This window comes from Blautia sp. AF14-40, from assembly GCF_003479665.1.
Lineage (GTDB): Bacteria > Bacillota > Clostridia > Lachnospirales > Lachnospiraceae > Fusicatenibacter > Fusicatenibacter saccharivorans.
The window spans coordinates 59834-71963 of record NZ_QUHK01000006.1 but is presented as its reverse complement, the minus strand read 5'-3'; the positions used below and the strand labels follow the sequence as shown (position 1 = coordinate 71963).

Sequence of the window (12130 nt, the reverse complement as noted above, 5' to 3'; positions counted from 1 at the left end):
TATCTTAGTAGAGGAGCCGAAAACAGATCTTGGCAGGCTCTAAAAGAAAGTGAGGAAAGACAGATGAACTTTACAGAAAGAAGAAAACAGGTTTTTGATAAAATGGACCAGGATTCCGCACTGCTTTTGTTTTCCGGAATCGAGCTGCATGTCAGCGCAGACGAATATCTGCCGTTTGAAGCAAACCGCAACTTTTTCTATCTGACCGGCCTTCGCAGAGATCACATGATCCTGATGATGAAAAAGACCGCAAAAGAGGAGAAATCCATTCTGTTTATCGAGGAAGCGGATCCGAGCCAGGAGAGATGGTTTGGAAGAAAAGTAACCGTATCCGAGGCACAGGAGATCACCGGAATCGATGACGTCCGTTTCCTGGATTCCTTTGAGGACATGGTAAACCGTCTGATGGCACGCGAGGACATCGGAACCCTGTATTTCGACTGCTACCGCTATCAGGTCGAGGATCTGCCGGATTACAACATGGTAAAGGCAGAGGAGTTCGCAAAGAAATTTCCAGGCAGACCGATTAAAAACATTGCTCCTGTCATCGCAGCACTGCGGATGCAGAAAGATGAGGATGAGATCGCTCTCGTCCGCCAGGCAATCAAGATCACCGACGACGCGCTGAAATTCGTGATGAAGAATCTGAAACCGGGCTGCACCGAGTATCAGGCACAGGCTGATTTCGAGTACAAGATTTTCCACGAGGGAGCAGACGGAACCGCATTCCCGACGATCGCAGGAAGCGGTGCAAACGGAACGATGCTGCACTACGATACCAACCGTGACGTGTGCGAGGATGAGACCCTGCTTCTGATGGACCTCGGAGCAAAATTCCAGGGCTACTGCGCAGATATCACCAGAACGTATCCAGTCAACGGAAAATATACGGACCGTCAGAGACAGGTTTACGACGTTGTTCTGGCAGCAAACCGCGCCGTTGCAAAAGCAGCAAAACCGGGTATGACATTAAAAGAGCTCGACGATATCGCAAAGGATGTTCTCGGCGAGGGCTGTGTGAAACTTGGCCTGATCGAGAAGAAAGAGGATGTCGGAACCTATTACATGCACGGCGTTTCCCATCACCTCGGCATTGATGTACACGATGTGACCGCGGCATGGAACGACAAGCTGCGTCCAGGCGCCATCATCACCGATGAGCCGGGTCTTTATATTGATGAGTGGGAGATCGGAATCCGGATCGAGGATGATATCCTGATTACAGAGGACGGATGCGAGGTTCTTTCCGAGAATCTGATGCGTGATCCAGACCAGATTGAAGCCTTTATGCAGGAAAAAGAGGCGTAAGAAAAAAACTACGGAGGATTTAGTTAGATGAAAATTGCAGTTACATACGATAACGGGAATATTTTCCAGCATTTTGGAAAAACAGAGAATTTTAAGGTTTACGAAGTAGAAGACAATCAGGTGGTTTCCAGCGAAGTGATCGGATCCAACGGAACCGGCCACGGCGCACTGGCAGGCCTTCTTTCCGAGCAGGGCGTGGATGTTCTGATCTGCGGCGGCATCGGCGGCGGTGCACAGGCTGCTCTTGCTGAGGCAGGCGTAGAGCTCTGCTCCGGAGCGGAGGGAGATGTGGATGCAGCGGTGGAAGCTTACTTAAACGGAACGCTCACATCTGCGGGTGCAACCTGCGATCACCACGATCACGAGGAAGGCCATTCCTGCGGCGACCACTGCGGAAGCCATGAGGAAGAGGAGAGCTCCTGCGGCGGTTCCTGCGGAACCTGCGGCGGCGGATGCGGTGCACCGACTCCGGTTATGGAAGGTAAGAATGTCGGAAAAACCTGCCGTACCCACTACAGAGGAACCTTCAACGATGGAACCCAGTTTGATTCTTCCTACGACCGCGGCGAACCGCTCGAGTTCATCTGCGGTGTGGGGCAGATGATCCGCGGCTTCGATGCAGCCGTTGCAGAGATGGAAGTCGGCGAAAAAGTCAACATCCATCTGATGCCGGAGGAGGCTTACGGAATGCCGGATCCGAACGCAATTTTCACCGTTGCGATCGCACAGCTTCCGGGAGCAGAGGAAGTAGAGATCGGACAGCAGGTTTATCTGCAGAACCAGTACGGCCAGCCGTTCCCGGTAAAAGTTACTGCAAAAGACGAGACCAATATCACGTTTGATGCCAACCATGAGATGGCTGGAAAAGAGCTGAATTTTGAGATTGAGCTGGTTGAAGTGAAATAAAAAAATGCATAAAAAAGAGTGTCAGGACGAAGGAGCCAGGCACTCTTTTTTGATGCGCAGAAAAATCAACGATTCCCATTTCCGATTTCCGTTATTTTTTGTAAAAGTAAACAAAAAATGACCAAAATTCATTTTTCACCATTTCAAATATTGACTAATAGTCATTTAAGTTGTAAGATGTGGTACTAGAAAAACAAGTTAAAAATGAATCAGAGGAGATGAATGAAAATGGTTAAAGTTGGCAAATGGATTGCCAAGCACAGGATTCTGATGCTGATCATTGGATTTCTGCTGATTATTCCGTCAGTCATCGGAATGGCAGCAACGAAAGTAAACTATGATCTGCTCAGCTATCTGCCGGAGCATCTGGAAACTGTAAAAGGACAGGACATTCTGGTAGATGAATACGGCATGGGTGCGTTCTCCATGGTTGTCGTGAAAAACATGGAAATGAAGGACGTACAGAAACTCGAAGAAAAATTCGAGCAGGTAAACCACGTAAAAGAAGTTTTATGGTATGACGATGTGGCAGACATCAGCGTGCCGGTTGAGATGATCCCGGAAAAACTCCGGAAAGCATTCTACAATGGGGATGCAACCATGATGCTCGTTCTGTTCGATAATACGACTTCTTCCGATGACTCCATGGAGGCAATCGAGGATCTTCGTAAAATTGCGAACGAGCAGTGCTTCATCGGCGGTATGACCGGTGTTGTTACCGATATCAAAAACGTAGCATTAAAAGAGCTGCCGGTTTACGTTGTCATCGCCGCAGTTTTGAGCCTCGTTGTCATCGAGCTGACATCGACTTCCTTCGTTGTTCCGATCCTGTTCCTGTTAAGTATCGGACTTGCAATCCTTTACAACCTGGGAAGCAACGTGTTCCTTGGTGAGACTTCCTACATCACAAAAGCGCTGACCGCCGTGCTGCAGCTTGGTGTTACGATGGACTACTCCATCTTCCTGCTGAACAGTTTCGAGGAGAATAAAAAGCGTTTCCCGGATGACAAAGAGCGTGCGATGGGCCATGCAATCGCCAACACGTTCAAATCCGTAGCCGGAAGCTCCGTTACCACCGTAGCCGGTTTCCTGGCACTGTGTGTTATGACCTTTGCCCTTGGCCGCGACCTTGGTATCGTTATGGCAAAAGGTGTTTTGATCGGCGTTGTCTGCTGTGTCACCGTCCTGCCGGCCATGGTTCTGGTATTTGACAAGGCAATTGAGAAAACGAGACACAAACCGCTGGTAAAAAGCCTGGATAAACCGTCCGCCTTTATCACCAAACATTATAAAGTATGGGTTGTGATCTTCCTGGTTCTGCTGTTCCCGTCGATCTACGGAAACAATCATACCCAGATTTATTACAACATCGCACGTTCCCTTCCATCTACCCTGGACTGTAACGTGGCAAACGATGAAGTAAAAGCGCAGTTCAACGTCAGCAACATGCACATCGTCATGATGGACCGCGATATGGATTCCAAACAGAAAAAGAAAATGATGGAGGAGATCGGCAACGTAAAAGGTGTCAAATCGACCATCAGCATGAGTTCCCTGCTTGGACCGACGATTCCGGAATCCATGATCCCGGAAAATCTCCGAAGCATGCTGCAGAGCGATGAGTATGAGCTTGCATTTGTGAGCTCTGAATATGAGTCCGCAACAGATGAAGTAAACGAACAGGTCAAAGCGATTGACAAAATCGTAAAATCCTACGATAAAAATGGAATGGTCATCGGTGAAGCACCGTTGATGAAAGACCTGCAGGATGTTACCGATGCTGACCTTGTCAACGTAAACGTGCTTTCCATTGGTGCAATCTTTATCATCATTCTGCTGATCTTCAAATCGATTTCTCTGCCGATTATTCTGGTAGCAGTCATCGAGTTTGCAATTATGCTGAATATGGCAATCCCGTATTATCAGGGAACCAGCCTTCCATTCGTGGCCAGCATCGTAATCGGAGCGATTCAGCTCGGTGCAACCGTGGACTACGCGATCCTGATGACAACCCGTTATCAGAAAGAGCGCCAGAATGGAAAAGACAAAAAAGAAGCTATCAGTATTGCGCATAAGACCAGTATGCCGTCCATCATCAGCAGCGGCTTCAGCTTCTTCGCCGCAACCTTCGGTGTAGCCTGCTACTCTCAGGTTGAGATGATCGGTTCCATCTGTACCCTGCTTGCACGAGGCGCGATCATCAGTATGGTCGTTGTTATCCTGATCCTGCCGGCGATGTTTATGATCTTCGATAAACTGATCTGCAAGACGTCGATTGGATTTTTGAAGAAGAAAACGAAATAAAACCAATTGGGAGAGTCCCCTGTGTCAGAAATGTGTCTGATGCAGGGGACTTTTGCGTCCAGGAGATGAAAAATGAATAGAACAAATATTCGAAATAGCTATACTTTTGTTATAAAGTCTGGTATAATCAGAGAAGCTATAAGAGAGACCGCAGAAAGCGGACAGACGAACAGATTGGATCTGCAGACAGAGCATACAGAAGGAGATATATATGGATCATTTTGTATTACATTCCGAATATCAGCCGACCGGTGACCAGCCGCAGGCGATTGAGGAGCTGGTGAAAGGATTTCAGGAAGGAAATCAGTGTGAGACACTGCTCGGTGTTACGGGTTCCGGTAAAACATTTACGATGGCGAATGTGATCCAGAAGCTGAATAAACCGACGTTGATCATTGCGCATAATAAGACGTTGGCGGCGCAGCTGTATGGAGAATTTAAAGAATTTTTTCCGGAAAACGCAGTAGAATATTTTGTCTCCTACTACGACTACTACCAGCCGGAGGCTTACGTGCCGTCTTCGGATACGTATATTGCGAAGGACTCTGCGCGGAACGATGAGATTGATAAGCTGCGGCTTTCCGCGACTTCTGCACTGAGTGAGCGGAACGATGTCATTGTGGTTTCCAGTGTTTCGTGTATCTATGGAATCGGAAGCCCGAAGGACTACATGGAGATGATTATTTCGCTCCGCCCGGGAATGGAAAAGGACCGGGACGATGTGATCCGGCAGTTGATTGATATTCAGTATGACCGGAATGATATGGATTTCCACCGCGGTACGTTCCGCGTGCGCGGTGATGTATTGGAGATTTTTCCGGCGGAGGAGACGGACAAGGCGGTGCGCGTCGAGTTCTTCGGGGATGAGATTGACCGTCTGGTGCAGATCGATACGCTGACGGGTGAAATCTTATGTGAACTGAACCACATCGCAATCTTTCCTGCCTCCCACTACGTTGTGCCGATGGACACGATCCTGAAAGCAACAGGCGAGATTGAAAAGGATATGGAAGAGCAGGTGAAGTTCTTCAAGCACGAGGGAAAACTGATCGAGGCCCAGCGCATCGAGGAGCGGACCAATTTTGATATTGAGATGCTCAAAGAAACCGGCATCTGTTCCGGCATCGAAAACTATTCGCGTTACCTCTCCGGATTAAAGCCAGGCGAGCCGCCCTACACACTGATGGACTATTTCGGAGATGATTTCCTCATCATCGTGGATGAGTCGCATAAGACTGTTCCGCAGATCCGCAGCATGTATGCCGGCGACCAGTCGCGGAAATCGACGCTGGTGGACTATGGATTCCGTCTGCCGTCCGCAAAAGACAACCGCCCGTTGAACTTCGGCGAGTTCGAGGACCGGATCGATCAGATCCTCTTCGTATCTGCCACGCCGGGCGACTACGAGGCAGACCACGAGCTGCTGCGCGCCGAACAGATCATCCGCCCGACCGGCCTTCTCGACCCGGATGTCGAGGTGCGCCCGGTGGAGGGACAGATCGACGATCTGATTTCGGAAGTAAAGAAAGAAACTGAAAAACACAACAAAGTTCTCGTGACGACGCTGACGAAGCGTATGGCAGAGGATCTGACCGACTATATGAAAGAGGCCGGCATCCGCGTGCGCTACCTGCACTCCGATATCGACACCCTGGAACGGACCGAGATCATCCGTGATATGCGTCTCGATGTCTTCGATGTGCTCGTCGGCATCAACCTTCTGCGTGAGGGTCTCGACATCCCGGAAATCACACTCGTGGCGATCCTGGATGCCGATAAAGAAGGTTTCCTGCGTTCCGAAACCTCCCTGATCCAGACCATCGGCCGTGCCGCACGAAACAGCGAGGGCCATGTTATCATGTACGCCGATGTGATGACCGATTCCATGCGCCTCGCAATCGACGAGACGAAGCGCCGCCGTGCCCTGCAGGAAGCCTACAACAAAGAACACGGCATCACTCCGACCACCATCAAAAAAGCCGTCCGCGATCTCATCAGCATTTCGAAAGAAGTGGCAAAGACAGAAGAAAAGATGGAAAAAGACCCGGAGTCCATGAGCCGCGAAGAACTGGAAAAACTGATCGGCCAGGTACAGAAACAGATGAAAGCCGCTGCCGCCGAACTCAACTTCGAAATGGCCGCCGAGCTGCGTGACAAAATGATCACACTGAAGAAGAGCCTGGATGACATGGAAGAATAAAAAATCAGAAATAAAAAAGAAGAAAAGAGCATGAAAAAAAGCGTGCCGGAAAAGCGACAGAAAACTTTCCGGCACGCTTTTTTGCGTCCGATTTTGATTCCTTCTTGTTCAGAATTGACGCAAAATAAGAATACCATTATAATATAAAATACGACCAAACGGTCGTATCAAAACGAAAAACACAAAAATAAAAAAGACAACAATAAAAAAATTAATCGCCGAATTTTCTCTTTTTACTGGAGACACTCAGCAGATAGTCGACCGAGCAGTCATAGAACCGTGCAAGCCGGATCACATAGTCGATCGGGATGTCGCGGATTCCTTTTTCGTAGCGGGAATAGACGTCGCGGTTGCATTCGAGCAGGGCAGAAATCTCTTTGATGGTGAGATCCTGATCGATCCGCATATCTTCAATTCTCTGGTATTTCATACGTTGTACCATCCTTTCAGATTCAAACCCATACTACCAAACGGTTGGATGAACAAAGTTAAATCAGATCATATGGTCGCAAATTGGAGAATGGGGCGGGAGAGAGAAACGGCGGGGGAAGACAGCCTGTGCAGAAAACAGAAAAATATGTACGGCAGAAATGGGGGAACGAATGGGAAAAGCAGAAAGAATAGAAATAGAAGATTTTGTCCAGAATATAGTGGAACGGATGGAGACGCCGGAAGCGTTTGAAAAAATGATCAGCCGGGAGGAAGAATGCGAAGCGCAGGGGCGGGAGAGCCGTCTGAGGGATGTGCTGAAGAAAGAATGGCCGGTGGACGAAAAGGGAGAGCGCATCTATCAGATCACTAATATATATGAAGAAAAAGCAGAAGAACTCCTCATTGTAGAACTGTATACCGGCATCCACCTGGAAAACGGAGTCCCGTGCGGGCATTTTACGCTGTATCTCTGCGGGGAGCCGGACGGATGGAAACTCAGCGAAACGCGGATGATGGAATATCTGCAGAATCTGTAAACGAAAAAGCAAAACAGGGAGGACAGGGAGAAGAAAAACTGTCCTCCTGCTTTTGCTGCGGCGGAGACACCGGAAAGTCAGGATCCATACGGCCGCTTCTCATCGCTGATGCCGACCAGATAATCCAGACTGACCTGATACAGCTCCGCCAGACGGATGGCAATGGAGATCGGCAGCTGCCGGACGCCTTTTTCATATCGGGTATACACATCGCGGTTGCAGCCGAGATAGTCGGCAACCTGGCGGATCGTCAGATCGCGGTCCGTGCGCAGATCCTCCAGTCTCTGATATTTCATGATTCATCACCTCTGAGAAAATGCTACTAAATGGTCGTATCGAAATGGCAGAATCCTACCATACGGCTATAGCGCCTTTGAAACAGTAGAATGCAATAAAAAAGAAAAGTCAGATTCCTTTTCAGAAAGAAAACGGTTTATACTTTTTTCACAATTTCTTCATAGAAAAACCGGGAAAAGGTGTTGACAAACAAAAGGCAGAGTGCTATCTTAAGAGCATAGATGTTAGCACTCCACTGAAACGAGTGCTAACAGGACTATACAACAGGAAGGAGCTTATCTTAGTGGATACAGAATTGGATGAAAGAAAAAGAAAAATATTAAAAGCGATCATCCAGACGTATCTGGAAACGGGCGAGCCGGTCGGCTCAAGAACGATTTCCAAATACACGGATTTGAATTTAAGCTCCGCCACAATCCGGAATGAAATGTCCGATCTGGAAGAGATGGGTTACATCTTACAGCCCCACACTTCCGCAGGACGCATTCCTTCCGATAAAGGCTACCGCCTCTATGTAGATGAGCTGATGCGGGAAAAAGAACAGGAAGTTGCAGACATCAAAAACATGGTCATTGAAAAAACAGACCGAATGGAAAAAGTTCTGCAGCAGGTTGTCAAAGTCCTCGCTTCATCTACCAACTATGCAACGTTGATTACAGGACCGGAATATCACAGAAATAAAGTGAAATTCATCCAGCTCTCAAAAGTCAATGAAGAGCAGCTCCTGGCCGTCATCGTCGTAGAAGGCAACCTGGTGAAAAACCAGATGATCGACCTAGACGAGACCATCAACGATGAACAGATATTAAAGCTGAACCTGCTTCTGAACACACAGCTCAATGGCCTGACCATTGAAGAAATCAATCTTGGCATGATCAAGAAGATGAAAGAGCAGGCAGGCATCCACTCCGGCATCATCAGCAAAGTGGTCGATACCGTAGCGGAAGCCATCGCAGTCAGCGAAGAAGATGTGCCGGTGTACACCAGCGGCGCAACCAACATTTTCAAGTACCCTGAGCTTTCCGACAGCAGCAAAGCCAGCCAGCTGATCTCCACATTCGAGGAACGGCAGAAACTGGTCGATATGATCAAAGGAGCTGCCGAGGAGCAGGACGGAGAGGAAAATACCGGTATTCAGGTATACATCGGAAATGAATCTTCGATGGAACCCTTACGGGACTGCAGCGTGGTCACCACCACATACGATATGGGAAACGGTATGCGCGGAACAATCGGTATCGTGGGACCAAAGCGGATGGATTACGAAAATGTGGTAGATAACCTGAAAACATTAAAAGTTCAACTGGACGCCGTCTTCAAAAAGCCGGACACAGGTGAGTAGAAAGGTGGAATGATCAGTGAGCGAAGAAAATAGAAAGAAAGAGGAAACCATGGAAGAACCTACACGCGAGATGGAAAAAGAAACCGGAGCAGAGACCGATCTGCCGGAAACCGAACCGGCTGCGGAGCAGGAAGAAGCAAAGAAAGCAGCAGAGGCAAAAGAAGCGGAAGCTGCAGAAGAAACTGCTGAGGATGGCAAAGAACGAAAGTTCTTCAAAAAGAAAAAAGATAAAAAAGATGAGAAAATCGAAGAGCTGACTGACCGTCTGACCCGTCAGATGGCAGAGTTCGATAACTTCCGCAAACGCACCGAAAAAGAAAAAGCAAATATGTATGCCATTGGAGCAAAAGACATCATCGAGAAGATTCTTCCGGTTGTTGACAGCTTCGAGCGCGGACTTGCAACGGTGGAAAACCCGGAGGAAGATCCGTTCGCAGACGGCATGAATAAAGTATACAAACAGTTTACCACAGCACTCGATGAACTCGGTGTAACCGTGATCGAGGCCGTTGGAAAGGAATTCGATCCGAACCTGCACAACGCGGTGATGCATGTGGAGGATGAGGAAGCCGGCGAGAACATCGTCGTAGAAGAGTTCCTGAAGGGCTACATGTACAAAGGCTCCGTAGTCCGTCACAGTATGGTCAAGGTGGCTAATTAAGCCTTGAAGATAAATAAATAGAAATTAAACCATTTTTTAGCATAATTCATTGAGGAGGAAACAACAATGGGCAAAATTATTGGTATTGACTTAGGAACAACAAACAGCTGTGTAGCCGTTATGGAAGGTGGAAAACCAACCGTTATCGCAAACGCAGAGGGTGAAAGAACAACTCCATCTATCGTAGCATTCACAAAAACAGGTGACCGTCTGGTCGGCGAGCCGGCAAAACGTCAGGCTGTAACAAACGCAGACAGAACCATCCGTTCTATCAAACGTGAGATGGGTACTGACTATAAAGTAGACATCGAAGGAAAGAAATACTCTCCGCAGGAGATCTCCGCTATGATTCTTCAGAAACTGAAAGGTGATGCAGAGAACTACCTTGGTGAGAAAGTAACAGAAGCAGTTATCACAGTTCCGGCTTACTTCAATGACGCACAGCGTCAGGCAACCAAAGATGCCGGTAAAATCGCAGGTCTTGATGTAAAACGTATCATCAACGAGCCTACCGCAGCAGCTCTGGCATACGGACTGGACAACGAAAATGAGCAGAAGATCATGGTATACGACCTTGGCGGCGGTACTTTCGATGTTTCCATCATCGAGATCGGTGACGGTGTTATCGAAGTTCTTTCCACAGCAGGAAACAACCGTCTGGGCGGCGATGACTTCGACCAGAAAGTAACAGATTATATCCTTGCTGAGTTCAAGAAACAGGAAGGCGTAGATCTTTCCAATGATAAAATGGCTCTGCAGAGAATCAGAGAAGCAGCAGAGAAAGCAAAGAAAGAGCTTTCCAGCGCTACTACAACCAACATCAACCTGCCGTTCATCACTGCAACAGCAGATGGCCCGAAACATCTTGATATGAACCTGACAAAGGCTAAATTCGATGAGCTGACCCACGACCTGGTAGAGAAAACCGCAGAGCCGGTACAGAGAGCACTTTCTGATGCAGGCCTTCAGGCATCCGAGCTTTCCAAAGTCCTTCTGGTAGGCGGATCTACCCGTATCCCGGCGGTACAGGATAAAGTAAGACAGCTGACCGGACACGAGCCGAGCAAGAGCCTGAACCCGGATGAGTGCGTAGCACTTGGTGCTTCCGTACAGGGTGGTAAACTTGCAGGAGACGCCGGCGCAGGCGATATCCTTCTTCTGGATGTAACTCCGCTGTCTCTGTCCATCGAGACCATGGGAGGTATTGCAACTCGTCTGATCGAGCGTAACACCACAATCCCGACCAAGAAGAGCCAGATCTTCTCAACAGCAGCAGATAACCAGACAGCAGTAGATATCAACGTAGTACAGGGTGAGCGTCAGTTCGCGAAAGACAACAAATCCCTCGGCCAGTTCCGTCTGGATGGAATTCCGCCAGCAAGAAGAGGCGTTCCGCAGATCGAGGTTACCTTTGATATCGATGCCAACGGTATCGTAAATGTATCTGCAAAAGACCTGGGAACAGGAAAAGAGCAGCACATCACCATCACCGCAGGCTCTAACATGTCCGACAGCGAGATCGACAAAGCAGTCAAAGAAGCTGCTGAGTTCGAGGCTCAGGATAAGAAACGAAAAGAAGCAATCGACGCAAGAAACGATGCAGACTCTATGGTATTCCAGACCGAGAAAGCAATCGAGGAAGTCGGCGACAAGCTGGATGCAAACGATAAGACAGCAGTAGAAGCTGACCTGAACGCACTGAAAGACCTCATTGCAAAATGCAATCCGGAAGAGATGACAGATGCACAGGTAGCTGACCTGAAAGCAGCTCAGGAAAAACTGATGACAAGCGCTCAGAAACTGTTCGCAAAGCTGTATGAGCAGCAGGGCGGCGCAGCAGGCGCTGGTGCCGGAACAGCTGGTGCAGGCCCGGATATGGGAAATGCAGGAGCAGCAGGCGGCCATGACGACGATGTCGTAGACGCTGACTACAAAGAGGTTTAATTTTCAGCATGTCACACTCCGTGAAAATACCGACTGTGAGTTGAAACAATAAGTAAATAAACGCAAAAAGCCCTGTGAGGCGAATGTTTGCAGGGGACGGAAAATACATTCCGCCCCCTGTATTTATGCTGGTATTGCTTTCGGAAAAGTGCTATACTGGAGCGTGCGGAAAAACATTTCTGCAAAGATGAAATTTGTGG

Annotated in this window: 10 protein-coding genes; 8 read left to right on the top strand and 2 right to left on the bottom strand. The window is 48.5% G+C overall.

The genetic code is table 11. The features are described from left to right. The first annotated feature begins 63 nt into the window (after nucleotides 1-63). From DWW13_RS06510 to uvrB, 4 genes are all read left to right on the top strand, one after another. Nucleotides 64-1308 (top strand): aminopeptidase P N-terminal domain-containing protein, encoded by a 1245-nt coding sequence (locus DWW13_RS06510; RefSeq protein ID WP_118719650.1) that lies wholly within the window; start codon nucleotides 64-66, stop codon nucleotides 1306-1308. Between the two features lie 27 nt (nucleotides 1309-1335). Beyond that, on the top strand, nucleotides 1336-2214 hold the full coding sequence (locus DWW13_RS06505) for a NifB/NifX family molybdenum-iron cluster-binding protein (protein WP_117804619.1): 879 nt from the start codon (nucleotides 1336-1338) through the stop codon (nucleotides 2212-2214). Between the two features lie 228 nt (nucleotides 2215-2442). Continuing rightward, a complete protein-coding gene (locus DWW13_RS06500) occupies nucleotides 2443-4518 on the top strand; it encodes an efflux RND transporter permease subunit (RefSeq protein ID WP_118719648.1) in 2076 nt (691 codons plus the stop codon). Between the two features lie 211 nt (nucleotides 4519-4729). Next, nucleotides 4730-6718, top strand: coding sequence for an excinuclease ABC subunit UvrB (uvrB, locus tag DWW13_RS06495; RefSeq protein WP_117813028.1), 1989 nt, complete (start codon nucleotides 4730-4732; stop codon nucleotides 6716-6718). A gap of 211 nt (nucleotides 6719-6929) precedes the next feature. On the opposite strand, the gene DWW13_RS06490 is transcribed toward uvrB, so the two are convergent. Further along, nucleotides 6930-7148 carry a helix-turn-helix domain-containing protein gene (locus tag DWW13_RS06490; protein ID WP_055228291.1) on the bottom strand — a complete coding sequence of 73 codons (219 nt, stop codon included), beginning with the start codon at nucleotides 7146-7148 and terminating at the stop codon, nucleotides 6930-6932. Between the two features lie 172 nt (nucleotides 7149-7320). On the opposite strand from DWW13_RS06490, the gene DWW13_RS06485 reads away from it, so the two are divergent. Further along, nucleotides 7321-7686: a hypothetical protein gene (locus DWW13_RS06485; protein WP_117804611.1), complete on the top strand. Its 366-nt coding sequence runs from the start codon at nucleotides 7321-7323 to the stop codon at nucleotides 7684-7686. Between the two features lie 77 nt (nucleotides 7687-7763). Here the strand turns inward: DWW13_RS06485 and DWW13_RS06480 are convergent, their stop codons facing one another. Next, on the bottom strand, nucleotides 7764-7982 hold the full coding sequence (locus DWW13_RS06480; RefSeq protein WP_117509604.1) for a helix-turn-helix domain-containing protein: 219 nt from the start codon (nucleotides 7980-7982) through the stop codon (nucleotides 7764-7766). Nucleotides 7983-8266: 284 nt separating this feature from the next. Here DWW13_RS06480 and hrcA point away from each other — a divergent pair, with 284 nt between their 5' ends. From hrcA to dnaK, 3 genes are all read left to right on the top strand, one after another. Beyond that, on the top strand, nucleotides 8267-9325 hold the full coding sequence (gene hrcA / locus DWW13_RS06475) for a heat-inducible transcriptional repressor HrcA (protein ID WP_022461073.1): 1059 nt from the start codon (nucleotides 8267-8269) through the stop codon (nucleotides 9323-9325). A 49-nt stretch (nucleotides 9326-9374) separates the two neighbouring features. Beyond that, nucleotides 9375-9986 (top strand): nucleotide exchange factor GrpE, encoded by a 612-nt coding sequence (gene grpE, locus DWW13_RS06470; RefSeq protein ID WP_055218747.1) that lies wholly within the window; start codon nucleotides 9375-9377, stop codon nucleotides 9984-9986. Between the two features lie 66 nt (nucleotides 9987-10052). Further along, complete coding sequence (dnaK, locus tag DWW13_RS06465) at nucleotides 10053-11930, top strand: molecular chaperone DnaK (RefSeq protein WP_117509603.1); 1878 nt, start codon at nucleotides 10053-10055, stop codon at nucleotides 11928-11930. The last annotated feature ends 200 nt before the right edge of the window (nucleotides 11931-12130 follow it).

Coding starts and splice junctions, on each gene's coding strand:
- uvrB (WP_117813028.1), top strand. CDS start 4,730: ATGGATCATTTTGTATTACATTCCGAATATCAGCCGACCGGTGACCAG.
- DWW13_RS06485 (WP_117804611.1), top strand. CDS start 7,321: ATGGGAAAAGCAGAAAGAATAGAAATAGAAGATTTTGTCCAGAATATA.
- DWW13_RS06490 (WP_055228291.1), bottom strand. CDS start 7,148: ATGAAATACCAGAGAATTGAAGATATGCGGATCGATCAGGATCTCACC.
- DWW13_RS06480 (WP_117509604.1), bottom strand. CDS start 7,982: ATGAAATATCAGAGACTGGAGGATCTGCGCACGGACCGCGATCTGACG.
- grpE (WP_055218747.1), top strand. CDS start 9,375: ATGGAAGAACCTACACGCGAGATGGAAAAAGAAACCGGAGCAGAGACC.
- DWW13_RS06510 (WP_118719650.1), top strand. CDS start 64: ATGAACTTTACAGAAAGAAGAAAACAGGTTTTTGATAAAATGGACCAG.
- DWW13_RS06505 (WP_117804619.1), top strand. CDS start 1,336: ATGAAAATTGCAGTTACATACGATAACGGGAATATTTTCCAGCATTTT.
- DWW13_RS06500 (WP_118719648.1), top strand. CDS start 2,443: ATGGTTAAAGTTGGCAAATGGATTGCCAAGCACAGGATTCTGATGCTG.
- dnaK (WP_117509603.1), top strand. CDS start 10,053: ATGGGCAAAATTATTGGTATTGACTTAGGAACAACAAACAGCTGTGTA.